The 19,146-nt window shown below is 36.0% G+C and carries 19 protein-coding genes; 18 read left to right on the top strand and 1 reads right to left on the bottom strand.

From position 1 onward, the window contains the following. Window positions 1-14: 14 nt before the first annotated feature. The 18 genes from E8M05_RS05500 to E8M05_RS05410 all read left to right on the top strand — a co-directional run bounded on the left by E8M05_RS05500 (window position 15) and on the right by E8M05_RS05410 (window position 17,835). Entirely contained in the window at window positions 15-674 is a 660-nt protein-coding gene (locus E8M05_RS05500; protein ID WP_048791154.1) for a response regulator transcription factor, read from the top strand. Next, window positions 671-1,675 (top strand): sensor histidine kinase, encoded by a 1,005-nt coding sequence (locus E8M05_RS05495; RefSeq protein WP_048791196.1) that lies wholly within the window; start codon window positions 671-673, stop codon window positions 1,673-1,675. The genes E8M05_RS05500 and E8M05_RS05495 overlap by 4 nt, the downstream gene beginning before the upstream one ends. 296 nt (window positions 1,676-1,971) lie before the next feature. Beyond that, window positions 1,972-2,097, top strand: a complete 126-nt coding sequence (locus tag E8M05_RS05490; RefSeq protein ID WP_425314574.1) for a hypothetical protein — start codon at window positions 1,972-1,974, stop codon at window positions 2,095-2,097. A 394-nt stretch (window positions 2,098-2,491) separates the two neighbouring features. Next, window positions 2,492-3,346, top strand: a complete 855-nt coding sequence (gene ylqF / locus E8M05_RS05480) for a ribosome biogenesis GTPase YlqF (protein ID WP_136596419.1) — start codon at window positions 2,492-2,494, stop codon at window positions 3,344-3,346. Next, window positions 3,333-4,112 carry a ribonuclease HII gene (locus E8M05_RS05475; RefSeq protein ID WP_048791152.1) on the top strand — a complete coding sequence of 260 codons (780 nt, stop codon included), beginning with the start codon at window positions 3,333-3,335 and terminating at the stop codon, window positions 4,110-4,112. The genes ylqF and E8M05_RS05475 overlap by 14 nt, the downstream gene beginning before the upstream one ends. A 1-nt stretch (window position 4,113) precedes the next feature. Continuing rightward, window positions 4,114-4,665 (top strand): sugar O-acetyltransferase, encoded by a 552-nt coding sequence (locus tag E8M05_RS05470; RefSeq protein WP_048791151.1) that lies wholly within the window; start codon window positions 4,114-4,116, stop codon window positions 4,663-4,665. 74 nt (window positions 4,666-4,739) lie between these two features. Then, window positions 4,740-5,582 carry a DNA-processing protein DprA gene (gene dprA / locus E8M05_RS05465; protein WP_048791150.1) on the top strand — a complete coding sequence of 281 codons (843 nt, stop codon included), beginning with the start codon at window positions 4,740-4,742 and terminating at the stop codon, window positions 5,580-5,582. 375 nt (window positions 5,583-5,957) lie between these two features. Further along, window positions 5,958-8,099 carry a type I DNA topoisomerase gene (gene topA, locus E8M05_RS05460; RefSeq protein ID WP_048791149.1) on the top strand — a complete coding sequence of 714 codons (2,142 nt, stop codon included), beginning with the start codon at window positions 5,958-5,960 and terminating at the stop codon, window positions 8,097-8,099. Between the two features lie 147 nt (window positions 8,100-8,246). Beyond that, window positions 8,247-8,912 (top strand): SatD family protein, encoded by a 666-nt coding sequence (locus E8M05_RS05455; protein ID WP_048791148.1) that lies wholly within the window; start codon window positions 8,247-8,249, stop codon window positions 8,910-8,912. Further along, window positions 8,912-9,631, top strand: coding sequence for a DUF3307 domain-containing protein (locus tag E8M05_RS05450; RefSeq protein ID WP_082144658.1), 720 nt, complete (start codon window positions 8,912-8,914; stop codon window positions 9,629-9,631). Before E8M05_RS05455 ends, E8M05_RS05450 begins: the two co-directional genes overlap by 1 nt. A gap of 16 nt (window positions 9,632-9,647) precedes the next feature. Beyond that, entirely contained in the window at window positions 9,648-10,130 is a 483-nt protein-coding gene (locus tag E8M05_RS05445) for a hypothetical protein (protein WP_003064748.1), read from the top strand. 176 nt (window positions 10,131-10,306) lie between these two features. Then, the gene (gene trmFO / locus E8M05_RS05440; protein ID WP_048791147.1) at window positions 10,307-11,644 is read left to right on the top strand and encodes a methylenetetrahydrofolate--tRNA-(uracil(54)-C(5))-methyltransferase (FADH(2)-oxidizing) TrmFO; all 1,338 of its coding nucleotides are present in this window, start codon (window positions 10,307-10,309) and stop codon (window positions 11,642-11,644) included. Between the two features lie 108 nt (window positions 11,645-11,752). Beyond that, window positions 11,753-11,962: a hypothetical protein gene (locus E8M05_RS11485; protein ID WP_052310719.1), complete on the top strand. Its 210-nt coding sequence runs from the start codon at window positions 11,753-11,755 to the stop codon at window positions 11,960-11,962. A 681-nt stretch (window positions 11,963-12,643) separates the two neighbouring features. After that, window positions 12,644-13,396: an ABC transporter ATP-binding protein gene (locus E8M05_RS05430; RefSeq protein ID WP_003064738.1), complete on the top strand. Its 753-nt coding sequence runs from the start codon at window positions 12,644-12,646 to the stop codon at window positions 13,394-13,396. Window position 13,397: 1 nt separating this feature from the next. Continuing rightward, a complete protein-coding gene (locus tag E8M05_RS05425) occupies window positions 13,398-15,377 on the top strand; it encodes an FtsX-like permease family protein (RefSeq protein ID WP_013851819.1) in 1,980 nt (659 codons plus the stop codon). Window positions 15,378-15,464: 87 nt separating this feature from the next. Further along, complete coding sequence (locus tag E8M05_RS05420) at window positions 15,465-16,127, top strand: response regulator transcription factor (protein ID WP_172456417.1); 663 nt, start codon at window positions 15,465-15,467, stop codon at window positions 16,125-16,127. Beyond that, the gene (locus E8M05_RS05415) at window positions 16,124-17,071 is read left to right on the top strand and encodes a sensor histidine kinase (RefSeq protein WP_048791145.1); all 948 of its coding nucleotides are present in this window, start codon (window positions 16,124-16,126) and stop codon (window positions 17,069-17,071) included. The genes E8M05_RS05420 and E8M05_RS05415 overlap by 4 nt, the downstream gene beginning before the upstream one ends. Window positions 17,072-17,154: 83 nt before the next feature. Beyond that, on the top strand, window positions 17,155-17,835 hold the full coding sequence (locus E8M05_RS05410; RefSeq protein WP_013851817.1) for a LexA family transcriptional regulator: 681 nt from the start codon (window positions 17,155-17,157) through the stop codon (window positions 17,833-17,835). A gap of 106 nt (window positions 17,836-17,941) precedes the next feature. Here E8M05_RS05410 and xerS read toward each other — a convergent pair whose 3' ends face one another. Next, complete coding sequence (xerS, locus tag E8M05_RS05405; RefSeq protein ID WP_003064732.1) at window positions 17,942-19,012, bottom strand: tyrosine recombinase XerS; 1,071 nt, start codon at window positions 19,010-19,012, stop codon at window positions 17,942-17,944. Window positions 19,013-19,146: the final 134 nt, after the last annotated feature.

The following is a 19,146-nucleotide window of genomic DNA, read 5'->3' as shown; positions in this document are numbered from 1 at the left end:
AAGGGGGTGTTGAAATGAGAATAGCAATTATTGAAGATGATGAAATCACTCGTCTGGAGCTTTCTAAATTATTGAACACACAAGGATATGAAACAGTCTTATTGACTGATTTTGAAAATTTGACAGAGGAATTAAAGCAATATTGCGTAGAGCTGGTTTTGCTTGATATTAACCTCCCGTATGAAAATGGCTATGAGGTATGCAGGAAAATCAAACAAGTTATGCCAGTACCTATTATCTTTGTAACAAGCAGAGATACAAATGCTGACGAATTGAAAAGTATTCAAGTGGGCGGAATTGACTTTATCACAAAGCCTTATGACACACTTATTCTTCTTGAGAAGATCAAGCGTGCATTGCAGTTATCGAACCCGAACAATTTCCGTGAGCTTGTCAAAAAAGATTGTACCCTTGATTTACATTTATCTATTTTGAAGTATCAAGAGAAAAGCATTGAACTGACAAGAAATGAATTTCGTATTTTATACTACTTCTTTATGAACGAAGATAAAGTTATTAGCAAAGAAGAACTATTGGAAAAGCTGTGGAACGACAAATATTATTTGGACGAGAATGTATTACTGGTTAATATGACTCGTCTAAAAAAGAAAATGAAAGAAATCGGTATTGTTCATTTATTGGAAAATATACGAGGAAAGGGTTGGAAACTGTGAGCTTTTTTGCATTCTTAGAAGAAAAAATAACAGAGATATTGTTTCAACTTTTCTTTCTTACCTTAGTAGCATTTCTCTTGATTTTCTACGGTGTAGATACGCTATTTGTTGTATTGCTGGTAATTCTGTTCATCGGCATACAAGGGCTTTTTCAATGGTGTTTGTATCGGAAGAAACGTAAGACTTCACAACATATTATTGATTTAGTAGACGGACTGGAAGAAACCTACTATATTGCAGACATTTTACCAAAGCCAAAAGAATTTCAAAATGAAGCCTATTACTACGCACTAAAAAAAGCCTGCAAATCTATGAATGATGAAATCGGTAAAATCACAGAGGAAAAGCAGGATTATCAAGAATATGTGGAAAGTTTCACCCATGAAATTAAAATACCGATAGGGGCATTGTCTTTGACGCTTGATAATACGAAAAATTACACGTTAAAAAAAGAAACAGACAAGATGTTTCAGTTAGTGGAACAAATGCTCTATTATGCAAGAAGTGAAAACACGGAAAAGGACTATTTTGTAAAACAGTTGCAGTTAGACGAAGTGATACATAATATCATTCTGAAATTCCGCCATGCACTTATGGAAAGGAAAGTAATTATCAATATCCATGACATAGAGAATGTCGTTTATACTGATGAAAAATGGCTGACATTCATTTTATCTCAAATCGTGCAAAATGCGATTAAGTATTTTGACAAGCAGGAAAATAAACTGACGATATACAGTCAAGACAACGGAACAAATATACTGCTTGTGATTGAAGATAACGGCTGTGGAATAAAAACATCTGATTTATCCCGTGTATTTGAAAAAGGTTTTACTGGTTCAAATAGAAGCAAAGCAAATGCAACGGGTATGGGACTGTATTTATCGAAAAAATTATGCGATAGATTGGGTTTGAAATTGGATATTGCTTCTATGGAAAAAGAATATACAAGACTGACAATTACATTTCCAAAAGGAACAGTTCATAATTTTTCAGAGTAATTTGAAAAACCATGCCAACATTGATACGGTGCTTTAAGGGAGCTTGCGTTATGGAAAGCTTTAAGCACAATTCTTTACAATCAAACTCAACCTAATAATAGCACGCTACTAAAAATTAAATATGCTTCAGCTTTAAAAGCTCGTACAGACCATATGTTTTGTGCGGGCTTTTTTCATACCCGAAAAAAATCAAAAATTTTTCAAAAGAGGTCATGAAATCACACCTAGCTGTCCTTATATGGTGCGGAAAGAGGGATAAACACTTTTCAAATCATAAAGGAAAGGAGGTGAGATTGATGAAACCGTCTGACTTCCAGAAAACAGTTCAATGTCGTTTTGAAAGTTGTTTAAAGAAAGTTGTCCGTAGTGTCGTGAAAGATTATTACAAGGAATTAAACCGTCGTAAGAATACGGTAAAATAAAGAAAATCATGATATAATAGCATTGTCAATTTTCCTATTAAATATAAATCTCGATTTTCTTTTTCTGCTTTAAGCTATTAATCTTGGAAGTATTCTCAGACACTAAATGATTGGATTGAAAAAAAGCAGAAAAACGAATTTGAATTTAAAAGAGTTCCGAGATATAATTGGAATAAAAGAAAGCTATCTTCCAAGGCATATTAATGTTAACTTTCTAGCAAAATTGTTAATATCATCCTAATTTTGAGATAATATGTATTCGCGAAGGAAAGCAAAAAATTATTGGGGATGAAATGGTTTGGTAAAATTAGCCTAAATTTGGTGACCTGACAAAATTTAGGCAGGCTTACCCTTACCCCCGTTAACCCCTTGATACGAAAGGAATTTATTTTACATGGCTACTATTCAATGGTTTCCTGGGCATATGTCGAAAGCACGCCGACAAGTTCAGGAAAATCTGAAACACGTTGATTTTGTGACAATTTTAGTTGACGCTCGTTTGCCACTATCAAGCCAAAATCCAATGTTAACCAAAATCGTTGGAGATAAACCGAAATTAATGATTTTGAACAAAGCCGACCTTGCTGATAGTAATCGTACAAAAGAATGGCGTAACTATTTTGAAAAACAAGGCATCAAAACCCTAGCCGTTAATTCAAAAGAACAAGCTACTGTAAAATTGGTAACCGATGCCGCCAAATCATTAATGGCTGATAAATTAGCTAAATTACGTGAACGTGGCATTCAAAAAGAAACTTTGCGTACAATGATTATTGGTATTCCAAACGCTGGTAAATCAACATTAATGAACCGTTTGGCAGGTAAAAAAATTGCAGTCGTTGGCAATAAACCTGGGGTTACTAAAGGACAACAATGGCTTAAGTCTAATAAAGACTTGGAAATCCTAGATACTCCAGGGATTCTTTGGCCAAAATTCGAGGACGAAATAGTGGGGCTCAAACTCGCTTTAACAGGTGCTATTAAGGACCAGCTTTTGCCAATGGATGAAGTAACGATTTTTGGGCTTAATTTCTTTAAAGAATACTATCCAGAACGTCTTGTTGAACGCTTCAAAGGTATCAGCTTAGAAGAAGAAGCGCCTGAGATTATTATGGCTATGACACAAAAATTGGGCTTTCGTAATGATTATGACCGTTTTTATAGCCTTTTTGTTAAAGATGTCCGCGAAGGCAAACTTGGTCGTTACACTTTGGATGTCGTAGGAGAAGTTGAAAATGGCGACCGTTAAAGAAATCAAAGAAGCGCTAGCAGCGATTGAGAGCCTTGATGACGCATGCTGGCAAGCTTATGACTCAGATAGTCGTGCAGGGGTCCAAAAGGCGATTCAGCAGCGAAAAAAAGCTATTCAAGCGGATATTGATGAAGACTTACGCTTGGAAAATATGCTGCGCTACGAAAAAGAACTTTATCAACAAGGTTACCAAGCCATTGCTGGGATTGATGAAGTTGGTAGAGGACCATTAGCAGGACCTGTTGTCACAGCGTGCGTTATTCTTCCAAAAAATTGTAAAATTAAACACCTCAATGATTCTAAAAAAATTCCTAAGAAGCACCACGAGGAAATCTATCAAGAAATCCTTGCGCGTGCTTTAGGAATTGGAATCGGAATTGTTGACAATAATGTCATTGACCAGATTAATATCTACGAAGCTACAAAAGTCGGTATGTTGCAAGCCATTAATCAACTGAAAGGTGAGGTGACAAAACCTGATTATCTTTTAATTGATGCCATGCATTTGGAAACTTCGATTCCACAACAATCACTCCTCAAAGGTGATGCCAACTCCTTATCAATTGCAGCGGCTTCTATCGTTGCTAAAGTAACACGTGACCGCATGATGGCTGACTATGCCAATGATTATCCTGGGTATGCCTTTGAAAAAAACGTTGGCTATGGAACCAAAGAGCACTTAGAAGGTCTAAAAAAATATGGCATCACACCAATTCACCGTAAAACATTCGAACCAATAAAATCCATGCTAAAGGAGCCTTAATATGACAAGCGAAAAAGAAAAAATGTTAGCTGGGCAACTATACGATGCTGGAGATGCAGAGCTAACTGCCATGCGTCTGGAAGCACGCCGAAAAATGAAGTTGTTTAATAACGAGGACGACCGTGATAAGCAAAGAGAAATTATAAAAACTCTGTTTGGGTCAACAGGTGAAAAATTGGCAATGAATCCACGTTTTGTTTGTGATTATGGTTCAAATATTTATGTGGGTGAGAATTTCTATGCCAATTATAACTGTACCATGCTTGATATCTGCGAGATTCACATTGGCGACAACGCAATGTTTGGAACAAATTGTCAATTGTTAACACCGTTACACCCACTTGATGCCAAAGAACGTATTTCAGGTCTTGAATACGGTGCACCAATCACTATTGGAGATAATGCTTGGTTTGGCGGCGGCGTGACCATTCTACCTGGGGTTACCTTAGGAGACAACGTTGTCGTTGGTGCTGGCGCAGTCGTCACAAAATCTTTTGGCGATAACGTGGTTCTCGCTGGAAATCCTGCAAAAATCATAAAAACGCTTGATTAATACGTAAAATAGATTCACTAAGCCCTGTTTTTTCAGGGCTTTTTTTCGAATAATAAATTAGTGAGGTAGAAAACATGAATAATTTTGAATTGTTTAAATTAAAAAAAGCAGGATTAACAAATCTTAATATTTTAGCTATTTTGGATTATCAAGAAAAGCAAGAGAAATCACTATCTTTGCGTAATATGGCAGTCGTCTCAAAATGTAAAAATCCTATCCTTTTTATGGAAAAATACAAAGCACTGGACATCAAAGAATTGCGCAAAGAATTTAATTGTTTTCCTAGTGTTTCCATACTAGATGACGAATACCCATTAGAACTCAAACATTGTTATAATCCACCTGTTTTGCTGTTTTATCAAGGAAATTTAGAATTACTCAATCGCCCCAAAATGGCAGTAGTAGGAGCAAGAACAGCATCAGCAACAGGGACAAAATCCGTACAGAAAATTGTCCAAGAACTCGGGAATCATTTTGTTATCGTTAGTGGGTTGGCGCGTGGCATTGATACCAGTGCGCATTTATCATCTCTAAAAAACGGTGGTGCATCGATTGCCGTTATCGGTTGTGGACTGGACGTTTATTATCCCAAAGAAAATAAGCAGTTGCAGGAGTACATGGTTAAAAATCACCTCGTATTAAGTGAGTACGTAGCAGGAGAAGCACCGCTGAAATTCCATTTTCCAGAGCGAAATCGTATTATTGCAGGTTTATCACAAGGCGTTATCGTAGTAGAAGCTAAGCTGCGCTCAGGCAGTTTGATTACGTGCGAAAGAGCATTGGAAGAAGGACGAGACGTTTTTGCCATTCCAGGAAATATTTTAGATGGAAAATCTGATGGCTGTCATCATTTGATAAAAGAGGGCGCAAAATGCGTCACATCAGGCTTAGATATCCTTTCGGAATATCAAATATAAGCAAGTTTTTTCTATAAAGAAACAGAGATGATACAGATGTTCCCCTTGAGGATGTCCCATCTAATAAGGATAAACCTAAATAAGCGATCAATGCCTCTCTTGTCAAAAGCAAAGGAGGCATTTTTGATTAAAAGACCTGTAGTCAACTTGCCTACAGGCTTAGTCAATGAGAAGAGGACAGTCATAAGACCACCCTAGCTACTGTAACATCTCTTCAAAAATCTCCCTCATCAATACTTAGTGTTTATTCCCTACTTTTTTAGGCTTAATGAGCTTTCTAAAAAATTTTACCACATCCAATATAACTTTTTTATTGACAGTTTAAGAAAAGCGGGTTATCATGTTATAAGTTTATTACTGATAGGAAGTGAGCTTATGGCAACGACTACTACTACGAATGCCCCAACAGCTGTTAAAAAATCAAGCAAAAAAACAATAAAGAAAAAAACATCTGCCAAGAAAAATTTGGTTATTGTGGAATCTCCAGCTAAGGCAAAAACAATTGAAAAATATCTCGGACGTAATTATAAAGTTGTAGCCTCAGTAGGACATATCCGCGATTTGAAAAAATCAAGCATGTCTATTGATTTTGAAAATAATTATGAACCACAATATATTAATATTCGTGGTAAAGGTCCATTGATTAACGACCTTAAAAAAGAAGCGAAAAAGTCTAAAAAAGTTTATCTCGCAAGTGACCCGGACCGTGAAGGAGAAGCGATTTCTTGGCACTTAGCCCATATTTTAGATCTTGATGAGAATGACAAAAACCGTGTTGTTTTCAATGAAATCACCAAAGACGCTGTCAAAAATGCTTTTGTTGAACCACGCCAAATCGATATGGATTTAGTAGATGCCCAACAAGCGCGTCGTGTTCTCGACCGTATCGTGGGATATTCTATCTCACCATTGCTTTGGAAAAAAGTTAAAAAAGGTCTTTCAGCAGGACGTGTTCAATCCGTTGCATTAAAACTAATCATTGACCGCGAAAATGAAATCAAAGCCTTTAAACCAGAAGAATACTGGACAATTGACGGTTTCTTTAAAAAAGGAACGAAGAAATTCCAAGCTTCATTTTATGGCATTGATGGCAAAAAATTAAAACTCGAAACGAATGAAGATGTTCAAAAAGTTCTTGCTTTATTGACTAGTGATGAATTTACCGTAGCTAAGGTTGAAAAGAAAGAACGTCGTCGCAATGCACCACTTCCTTATACGACATCATCTCTCCAACAAGATGCTGCTAATAAAATCAACTTCCGTACACGTAAAACCATGATGGTTGCACAGCAATTGTACGAAGGTATCAGTCTTGGTAAGAGCGGAACGCAAGGTTTGATTACCTATATGCGTACTGACTCAACACGTATCAGTCCAATTGCGCAAAATGATGCCGCAAACTTTATCACAGAACGTTTCGGTGAAAAATACTCTAAACACGGTAGCCGTGTTAAAAATGCTTCAGGAGCTCAAGATGCTCACGAAGCCATTCGCCCTTCAAATGTCAATCTAACACCAGAATCAATCGCTAAGCACTTAGATAAAGACCAATTAAAACTTTACACATTGATTTGGAATCGTTTTGTTGCCAGTCAAATGACAGCAGCAGTCTTTGACACAATGAAAGTTAACTTGGAGCAAAATAGCGTACGCTTTACTGCCAATGGTAGTCAAGTAAAATTTGACGGTTACTTAGCCGTATATAACGATTCTGACAAGAATAAGATGTTGCCTGACATGGTTGAAGGTGATATTGTTAAGAAAGTGTCAACAAATCCTGAACAACACTTTACGCAACCACCAGCTCGTTATTCTGAAGCAACACTTATTAAAACATTGGAAGAAAATGGAGTTGGGCGTCCGTCAACTTATGCACCAACACTTGACGTTATCCAAAGACGTTACTATGTTCGCTTAGCTGCGAAACGTTTTGAACCTACGGAACTTGGTGAAATCGTTAATAATTTGATTGTTGAATTCTTCCCTGATATTGTTGATGTCAAATTTACCGCTGATATGGAAGGTAAACTTGATGAAGTCGAAGAAGGCAAACAGCAATGGCAAAAAGTTATCGATGAATTTTACAAACCATTTGAAAAAGAACTTGCCAAAGCCGAAACAGAAATCGAAAAAATTCAAATCAAAGATGAGCCAGCTGGCTTTGATTGTGATGTTTGTGGACACCCAATGGTTATCAAGTTAGGTCGTTATGGTAAATTCTACGCTTGTAGCAATTTCCCAGAGTGTCACAATACAAAAGCAATCACTAAAGAAATCGGCGTGACTTGTCCAGTCTGTGGCAAAGGTCAAGTAATTGAGCGTAAAACCAAACGCAATCGTATTTTCTATGGTTGTGACCGTTATCCTGAATGTGAATTTACATCATGGGATAAACCTGTCGGACGTTCTTGTCCAAAATCTGGAGACTTCTTGGTTGAGAAGAAAATCCGCGGTGGTGGTAAACAAGTCGTCTGCAGCAATGAAGAATGCGACTACGAAGAAGCAAAAATTAAATAAAACGATAGAAGCTGAAGCAGAGATGCTCAGTTTCTTTTTGATTGTATGGAAAATATGTTTTCCGTTATAATGGACTTTTAAAATAATTGCCGTTATAACGGACTTTTTTTGATAAGTCTGTTATAATAGACTTATGAGAGGTACGCTATGAATTATTTTGCATTAATTGGAGATATTATTGATTCCAAAAAAATCGATAATCGTTACCAAGCCCAAAAAACATTGGAGGCTTGCCTAAACGAGTTAAATATTGAATTTAAAGATGTCTTGGTTTCAAAATTATCTATCACTTTAGGTGATGAATTTCAAGGATTGTTAACCTTGGACGCCCCTTTATTTCAGGTAATTGACCGTATTAACTTCGCAATGCAGCCTTATCAAGTACGTTTTGGTCTTGGCTTAGGAGAAATTCTGACAGATATTAACCCAGAGCAAAGCATTGGCGCTGACGGTCCCGCTTACTGGCACGCTAGAAAAGCAATCAATTACATCCACCAAAAAAATGATTACGGCAATACGCAAATCGCTGTTTCCTTTGAAGATGACACCAAGGTAAACATTATTAATACACTGATTGCCAGTAGCGAAGCAATTAAGTCCAATTGGCGCGCTAGCCAAGAAATTATCTTGCAGGAACTTTTAAAACTTAGTATTTATGATGAGCATTTTGACCAACAAATTTTGGGAAAACAGCTCGAATTAAGCACAAGTGCGCTGTCAAAACGATTGAAAAGCAGCAATATCAAGGTTTACCTACGAACACGAAATTGTGCGTTAAATCTGTTTAAAAACGCTGGAGAGGAGTTAAACTAATGTCAATCACAGGTCTTTCTCACTATCTTAGCCAAAATCCTATATTAACCCTATTACTGATTTGTCACTTTTTGTCAGACTTTCAGTTGCAAAGCCAAACAGTTGCCGACCGTAAAAATACCGATAAAACTTACCTTTTGATTCATCTCATTTGGGTAGCTATTCCGTTAATTTTGGTAACTATTTTTGTCCCAAACATCTGGGGCATTAGCTTGCTTATTTTGCTGAGTCATTCTATTATTGACTTTGGAAAACCTCATGTGGCTAATAGTTTCAAGCTAAATCCGTTGGTAACTTTCCTTTTGGACCAAATGTTACATCTAGGAATTATACTTTTACTTGCCCCGCTTGCCAAAGGTGTAGTTTTGCCAAATATCTTAACAAGAGAAGTGCTTAATATTATTCTATTTATCGTCTTGATTACAAAACCGACTAATGTCTTTTTCAAGATTTTCTTTCAAAAATACCAGCCAGAGAGCAGTCAAAAAATGGATACCATTCCAGGTGCTGGAGCAACGATTGGACTTTTGGAACGTATTGTGATGAGTATTTGTATCATTTTCAATCAATTCGCTTCAATCGGACTTGTTTTTACTGCTAAATCAATCGCTCGTTATAATAAAATTTCCGAAAGCCCCACATTTGCAGAATACTATCTCATTGGGTCACTTTTCAGTATTTTAAGTGTTTTACTATCTGCTTGGATTTGTTTGTTTTAAATGAGGATGACTGACTATGCATTTTGGCTTTTCTTATGTTGGATTCATCTTTTTAATGCTACTAATGATACCAAATCTTATTTGGACACGAAATAAACCTAAAGATTATGAACATTATCAGTATCAAGAAAATAAATACTTATCCATACTTGAACGTATCGGAGAAGTACTTGTGACTTGTCTGATTCTCATCTTTTCTGATTTTAACTGGCAGCCCTGGACTAATTGGAATTGGTGGCTGATGGCTGCTAGTTTTTGCATGATTCTTTATGAAATGTTTTGGATTCGTTATTTTATGGGACCAAAAAGAATGCCAGATTTGTGCACCACATTTTTAAAAATTCCAGTAGCCGGAGCAAGTTTGCCAGTTTTGGCAGTTCTATGCATATCCATCTATGGTAAAAATCCATTTCTGACCTTGGCATCAATTATTTTGGGAATTGGTCACATTGGTATTCACTTACAATATCAGAATATGATTAAAAAGGATAATCAATAGTTTATTTACATATTTTTATTTATGTAAATAAACTATATAATATTATTTGAGTTTCACAAAATTTATGTTATGATAATCAAGTATCAAAATTAGAAAGATTTGGATAAGGGCTTTCTCCCTTATCTGGAAAATGAGTTTTAGGGCTTCCTAAGCTTGTTTTTGGAGGTATTAGTATATTGTCTCAATCATCATATATTAACGTTATAGGAGCTGGTTTAGCGGGCTCTGAAGCTGCATATCAGATTGCTAAACGTGGCATTCCAGTAAAACTTTATGAAATGCGTGGTAAGAAAGCAACACCACAACACAAAACAGATAAATTTGCGGAATTGGTCTGCTCAAATTCGCTGCGCGGTGATAGCTTAACAAACGCTGTCGGTCTGCTTAAAGAAGAAATGCGTCGTCTAGACTCTGTTATCATGAAGGCAGCAGAAAGCACGCGCGTCCCCGCTGGTGGTGCTTTAGCGGTTGATCGTGACGGTTTCTCACAAATGGTGACAGATGAAGTGACAAATCACCCACTTATCGAAGTCATTCGTGAAGAAATCACAGAAATTCCAACTGATGCCATTACTGTTATCGCTAGTGGTCCTTTAACATCAGATGCACTTGCTGAAAAAATTCATGAATTGAACGGTGGCGACGGTTTTTATTTCTATGATGCCGCAGCGCCAATCGTTGATAAAAATTCTATCGATATGGACAAGGTTTATTTGAAATCACGTTACGATAAAGGAGAAGCTGCCTATCTTAACTGTCCAATGACCAAAGAGGAATTTATGGCGTTCCATGAAGCGCTTGTCAATGCCGAAGAAGCTCCGCTTAATAGCTTTGAAAAAGAAAAATATTTTGAAGGTTGTATGCCGATTGAAGTTATGGCAAAACGCGGCATTAAAACAATGCTCTATGGTCCAATGAAGCCTGTTGGCTTAGAATACCCAGATGACTACAAAGGACCTCGTGACGGTGAATTCAAGACACCATATGCCGTTGTTCAATTACGTCAAGATAATGCTGCTGGTAGTCTCTTTAACATCGTTGGTTTCCAAACACACCTTAAATGGGGTGAGCAAAAACGTGTTTTCCGCATGATTCCAGGTCTTGAAAATGCCGAATTTGTCCGTTATGGCGTAATGCACCGTAACTCTTACATGGATTCTCCAAATCTTTTGACTGAAACATTTGCCACACGCCAAAATTCAGACCTTTTCTTTGCTGGTCAAATGACAGGGGTTGAGGGATATGTGGAATCAGCCGCTTCAGGGCTAGTTGCTGGTATCAACGCTGTACGTCGTTTTAAAGGAGAAGAAGTGGTTATCTTCCCGCAAACGACTGCTATCGGCTCTCTTCCACATTACATTACACATGCCGAAAGCAAACATTTCCAACCAATGAATGTTAACTTCGGTATTGTTAAAGAGCTTGACGGACCACGTATCCGTGATAAAAAAGAACGTTATGAAAAAGTTGCTGAACGTGCTTTAAACGATTTGCAAGATTATCTTAACGTTTAGTATTCCAATACTATATTAAAAGAGGTGACAAAATGTTTCCAATTCAATTAGGACTAAAAGCTAGTTGCGACTTGGAGCAAATGGAAAGTCGCCTAAAATATCACCCAGATGTCTTTGAATTTTCATATCTTTGAAAATGGTATTTCAAAACTACTTTCATTTGGCAAGTCTGAATTCGACCAGTTGTTAGCTCAAAAAGGCTATCCACTTACTTATGATGTTTCTCATGCTTTCATTTATCTGCATGGGGATAATAAAGCTTTACAACGCTCACTAGAAACTTTGAAAAGAGACTATTATTCACTATCATTTAGTTGACTCTTTAGGTAAAAGACATGATAGTTTGACACTAGGTCAAGGAAAAATCTATTGGGCAGAATCTCTGCCGTTATTCAACGAACATGCCACAAGTATTTTAAAAGATTTAAACAAACCCATTAAACAACTTGAAAGCCACGCATACCTTACAAAAATAGCACAAGCAATCAATGGGTAAGTAAGTAGTAACTGTTAAGCCTAAAACGTTTGTTTTGGGCTTTTTTGTTGCCAGAAAGCAACCTTACATTTTTGTAAGATTTGACGTTCAAATTGTAAGGAAGTAACTACCTAATTTTCGATAAAATAAACTTGTCAATAAGAGAGGAGCAGTCATATGAGTCAAGAAATCAAAAAACATATCAATTTATGGAGTAATCTTCTAATTTGGTTAGTCATGGTTATTTTAGGTTCCATTACTTATATGGTCTGGTACACCCTCCGTATCACAAAATAATAGGAGGAGGTTTTTAAAATGATAGTTTTTTATAGTCTTATTACAATTCTTCTTATCGTAGTAGTGGGAGTAATAAGTCTCGCTCTTTGGTATTGGAGTGGAAGAAAGCCTTTAAAACACCCTTAGTACTAAAATACTAAATTTAAATTAATTGCTTTTTAGCAAAAACATTCCAATTAGAGTTTTTATTTAATCGAAAAAAGGTATAATGAAACAAAGGAGAAATTATGTTACTGGAGATTAATCACTTAGAAAAAGTTTTTCGCACACGTTTTTCAAAAGAGGTAACACGTGCTTTACAAGATGTTGATTTCAAAGTAGATGAAAATGAATTTATCGCTATCATGGGAGAATCTGGTTCTGGGAAAACAACCCTGCTTAATATCTTAGCAACTCTGGAAAAGCCAACAAAAGGTTCTGTTATTCTAAATGGGAAAGAAATCACAAAAATCAAAGAAAGCCAATTAGCAGAATTTCGTTTAAACAATCTCGGATTTGTCTTTCAAGATTTCAATTTATTAGATACGCTTTCTGTCAAGGATAACATTTTCTTACCATTGGTACTTGGTCGTGTTAACTACCAAGAAATGGAAAATAGACTAGCAACACTCGCTCCAAAACTTCATATTGAAAATTTGTTAGCAAAACGCCCATTTGAATTGTCTGGCGGTCAAAAACAACGTGTTGCTATCGCTCGTAGCCTTATCACAAATCCGCAGTTACTTTTAGCTGATGAACCAACAGCAGCACTAGATTATCGCAATTCTGAAGATATTCTAAACCTTTTTGAGGATATTAATAATGACGGTCAAACATTGCTTATGGTAACACACTCAGCAAACGCCGCTAGTCATGCTAAACGTGTCCTTTTCATCAAAGATGGTCGCATTTTCCACCAAATTTATCGTGGTAACAAAACCAATCAAGAATTCAACAAGGATATTTCACTTGCAATGAGCGCACTTCTTGGAGGTGAGTAATATGTTCTATGCTAAATTAGCTTGGTCAAACCTCAAAAAATCTGTCAATATTTTTGGACCATTTTTACTCACAAGCACCATTTTATTTCTTCTAAATTGTTCAACTTTGCTGATTTTATTTAGCCCTGTTGGAAAAAGTATGTCATATGGTGCCGTAACACTCGGCTTATCCATTGTTGTCCTTTTTATCTTCTCGATTATCATGGAGATTTATAGTTATAATTTCCTTTTAAAACAAAGAAGTAGGGAATTCGGGCTTTATAACATCCTTGGGATGAACAGGTTTCAAATCAGTCTTGTATCGACTATTGAACTGATTGTTATTTTTGTGGGTGTGATTATCCTAGGAAGCCTTTTATCAGCTGTCTTTTCACAATTGTTTTATTTGATTTTTATTAATCTTTTACACTATAATCAGTTGGTAATGACTTTATCACCAGCAGCGTTTATTAGCACAGCGTTTGCATTCGCTGCAATCTTCTTTTTCCTAGAACTTATCAGCCTCTTTAATATCCGTCGTTCATCGCCACTAGCTTTATTTAGGAGGCAAGAACAGGGTGAAAAAGAGCCACGTGGCAATATTCTCTTTGCATTGTTAAGCATCATTTGCTTAAGCTCAGGTTATTATCTTTCAATTTCTTCAACGAGAATAGCTGCGCTTGTCGTCCTATATCGTTTCTTTATCGCGGTTGTTCTTGTTATCATTGGAACCTACCTTTTTTACATCAGTTTTATGACTTGGTACCTAAAACGCCGTCGTAAAAACAAAAAATATTTTTACCAACCTGAACATTTCGTAACCACAGCACAAATGATTTTCCGAATGAAACAAAATGCTGTCGGACTTGCTAATATTACGCTACTAGCCGTTATGGCTTTTGTAACGATTGCCACAACAACGTCTTTGTATGTCAATACTCAAAAACAAGCTGACGATATGTTCCCAAAAGACACTCAAATTACAATCTATTCAACGCCTGATACAGATGCGGAAGCTTTTTTCAAAACAGCAGTTATCGATAAATTAGATAAACCAGAAAGTGACTACATCACCTACTATACTGGCTTCTCAGATATTCCAGTATCAACCGATAAAGAAATCACAATAACAGACCAAGATGTAGAAACTCCTGATTTGGCAAAAATGGGGTATATATATATCATAACCCAAGATGATTTTAAAGATTTGGGTAATAGCCTACCAACTTTAAAGAAAAATCAAACTGCTTTCTATGTTCAAAAAGGAAATAGCCAACTGGAAAAATTAACTCTTTTTGGAAAAGAATTTGACAATGTCGAAAATCTAAGAAGTGTTATATTCCCTGATATTGCTAATACTTATAATCCAGCGTTGTTAATCGTTAGTGATAAAAATGTTTTAAATGAACTTCAAGAGCTCTTTACTCAACATAATCTCCAATTCCGAAGTAATTTCACTGGTTATGCTGACCTTTCTAAAGCCGAAATCGCTAAAATTACAAATAATGACGGTTACATTTCAGACGAAACAGGTCGATATCTTGATTCAGATGGCAACGCAGCAACAGGAATTGTCGATACCAAATCATCTTTCCTTGAGGGCATGTATGGCTTTACAGGTGGCTTTCTCTTTACAGGATTCTTACTTGGTATTAGTTTCTTGCTTGGTGCAGCCTTAATCATTTACTATAAACAACGTTCTGAAGGGATTGAAGATAAAAAATCGTATAAAATTTTGCAAGAGGTGGGAATGGGCAAAAAAGAGGTGAAACGAGCAATTAATTCTCAAATTCTACTCGTATTCTTTATGCCACTCGGTTTTGCAGTTTTACACTTCGCCGTAGCGCTTGTCATGCTAAAACAAATGTTGCTCTTGTTTGGAGTAACAAGCTCAAGTATGATTTATACCGTCAGTGGTATTACAATACTAAGCATCACCATAATCTATTTCTTCATCTATAAATTCACAAGTAGAACTTACTATAAAATTATTGAACGTTAACTCCTATCTTCGAACAGTCATTTGAAAGAGTCTGAAAATTTTTACTAAAAAATGGTCGTGATGACCATTTTTTGTTACAATAAGACTATGAAACAAGGAAAGATTTATATTGTCGAGGACGATGAAACTATCGTTAAACTTTTAAAACAACATCTTAGTCAAACTTATGATGTCTTTAGTGTCACTAATTTTCGAGCTATCAAGCAGGAAGTCGAAGAAATCAAACCTGACCTTATCTTGATTGATATCACGTTGCCATATTTTAATGGTTTTTATTGGACAACAGAAATTCGTAAAAGCATGACATTGCCGATTATTTTTATCTCATCTAGTGATGATGAAATGGATACTGTCATGGCACTTAATATGGGAGGAGATGATTTTGTGTCAAAGCCATTTTCTCTAACGATTTTAGATGCCAAAATTTCAGCTTTTTTAAGGCGTGCTTACCAGTTTACCTCGGATAATTACCAATTAGAACATTTTTCTCTATCACGTGACGGGATTTTGTCAAACGGTGACGACCATATCACCCTATCTCCAACAGAAAATAAGATTTTAGCAATTCTCTTTGAACATCAAAATCAAGTCGTTCCCAAAGAGGAATTACTCGAGAAGCTTTGGGAAAATGAAAGTTTCATTGACCAAAACACCCTTAGTGTTAACATAACACGACTCCGCAAGAAAACACAACCATTAGGTTTCGATCGTATTCACACCGTGAGAGGAGTTGGCTACCTTCTAAAATGATTCGACAATTTTTTAAAGAATATTCCGTCTGGTATTTAACTTATATCCTTTTAAGTATATTATTCATTGTTATTTTTGCCTTATATCGCCTGCCATTAGCTTACTTTAAAGTTAGTATTTTAATTAATTTCACGATTTTAATCTTTATCAGCATTTGGCAATACCTTAAATTTAAGCAGAAATTATCTATTTTACATCATTTTATTTATGTAAAAGAATTGGATGAATTAGAATTGCCATCAGAACTTGCTTATAAAGATATTATCATCAAACTAAAAGAAACTAGCGCTAATGAATTACTAGCTGAAAAGACGCAAACTGAAAATTTGCAAAATCTTGTCAAAATGTGGTCACATCAAATGAAAGTTCCCATATCAGCCCTTTCATTAATGGCACAGACTGACCAACTCGACTCAAACGAAGTACAGCAACAATTGACACGACTTCAAAACTATCTTGATACGTTGTTGACTTATTTAAAATTCAGTCAAAACAAAGACGATTTTCGCTTTGAAAAACTATCTGTCAAGGATGTTACAACAAAGATTATCAAAAAATATCGTATTCCGTGTTTGCTAAAAAATCTTTCTGTTGAGGTTATTGGTGATTGGGAGCTGAGTTCTGACCGAAAATGGCTAAGCTTTGCTATTTCACAAATTATTGATAACGCCGTTAAGTATTCCAAAACAGACGGAACAATTATCATTAGTATAAGCGATGGAAATATCGTTATATCTGATGATGGTATTGGAATACTAGAAGAAGATTTACCACGTCTTTTTGACGAAGGTTTTACTGGATTTAACGGTCATGAACACCAAAAAGCAACTGGTCTAGGGCTGTACATGACCAAACAAGTTTTAGACACCCTTAACCTAAACATCACTATCGATAGTCAAATCGATAAAGGAACACAAGTCGAAATTTCATCACATAAAAATTAACAGAAGTAGGGGCTAAGCCCTTGCTTTTTTAGGTTTATTTTTTTATAATATTGTTAGTTTATAAACTAACAAGGAGGGAGCTTATGTTTTCTGGAGAAAAGTTAAAAAATATTAGAGAAGAAAAAGGTTACTCACAGGCAGAAGTAGCTAAATTACTTAATATTTCTAGAGTTTCCTACTTTAATTGGGAAAATGGCAAAACAAAGCCAAATCAAAAAAATCTTAACCTCTTGAGTCGGTTGCTCGATGTCGAGGAAACTTATTTTGTATCTGAATATCACATTGTTGATACCTATTTCAAACTCAATCAAGACAATCGTCACAAACTCGAAAATTATGCTGACGATTTACTCAAAGAGCAAGAAAAAATAGTTCAGTTGCCTAAATATTATGCTTACAAGGTTTTTGAAAAATTATCTGCAGGTACTGGATATTCTTATTTTGGTGACGGTAATTATGATACTGTTTTTTATGATGAACAACTTGACCATGACTTTGCTTCATGGGTCTTTGGGGATTCAATGGAACCAACTTATTTAAATGGTGAGGTTGTCTTGATTAAGCAAACAGGTTTTGATTATGACGGTGCTATCTATGCTGTTGATTGGGATGGGCAAACTTATATTAAGAAAGTTTATCGAGAAGAGGACGGACTTCGTTTAGTCTCACTCAACAAACACTACGCCGATAAATTCGCGCCTTATGATGAAAATCCTCAAATCATTGGTAAGATTGTCGGCAATTTCATGCCACTTGAAGTTTAGTTTTACATAAATAATATTATGTAAAACACATTTAGAACATTCATTATTTATTTGTCAGCAAGGAGATGATAAAAAACCTGAACTTATTAATAGTTCAGGTTAATTTTTAAAGCTTATCTAAAGCGTTTTTTTGTTCGTCGTTGACGATATGGGTGTATAAGTCGGTAACTTGTGTGCTGGCATGTCCTAATTGGTGGCTAACTAGGACTTGTGATTTAGTAGCATCGTAAAGACGTGTTGCAAGTGTGTGGCGCAGTTTATGGGGTGTTACACGAACTTTGAAATCTTGAGAATATTTAGCAACTAACTTTTCAACGCTTGAAGCATCAATACGGTTAGGAACACCGCGATATTCTGTTAAAAAGAGAGCTTGGTCTTGTTTTTCCGCCTTATAGCGAGGCGCTCTGATTTGTAAATAAGCTTCTAAATAAGGCTTAGCAAAGTTAGCAACATTGACAGAATCACGTTTTCCACCTTTACGAGTGACTTCGATAACCATCATATTAAGGTTTAAGTCTTTCAAATCAAGATTAACAGCTTCTGAAAGACGGACACCAGAGGCAAGCAGAAGAGCAATAAGCGCTAAATCACGCTCCTTATTCTTTTGGAAGGAGGAGAGGGCGCGGTGAGAGAGCTTATTTTGATACTCTGTATCGATATAGTCGATAAATGCCATGGTCTCGTCACCTAGGAAAAGTTTGCCTTTTATATTTTCAGCTCGAGCTGCCAGCGTTTCTTTTTTCTTCTTAGTAGCGATTTTTTTCATGACATTTCGATAGAAGTAGGGCTCACCATTTTCATCTTCGACCTCTTCTGTTAGGTATTTAAACAGGCTTGAAAGTGCTGATAACGTCCGATTAATCGTTGTTTGTGAGACACCTTGTTTTGTTGAATAAGTGTTCAAAGAAGGACGTTCACGCAGATAAAGGATGAATGATTCCATGTCTTTTTTAGAAAGATGTTCCAGGGTTGTTAACTCAACATCAGCAATTTTAGTAACATCTGAAATTCCAGAATCCAAAAGCCATTCGAAAAATCGGCGATATTCTTTTAAGTATTCATATAAAGTTGTGAAGCTATAAGGAACTGAAAGTTTTGATTGGTAATAGTCCAAGACGTACCAAGGCATTATTTCTTTAAGTTCATCAATTTTTTCAAGTAATTTTTCACGTTTCATCTAAAATTCTCCTGAGATGTCTTTACAATAGGAGTATATCACAGACTGATTTAATTTTCAAGAAAATTACAGTTTTTCGGAAAGATGTTATGAGAAATTTACTGAATCAAATCAAAGGATGTCTTGAAAACTTT

The sequence above is a fragment of the Streptococcus pasteurianus genome, from assembly GCF_004843545.1.
Taxonomy (GTDB): Bacteria; Bacillota; Bacilli; order Lactobacillales; family Streptococcaceae; genus Streptococcus; species Streptococcus pasteurianus.
Note: the sequence above shows the minus strand (reverse complement) of the source record. Positions and strands in the feature narration are given on the sequence as shown.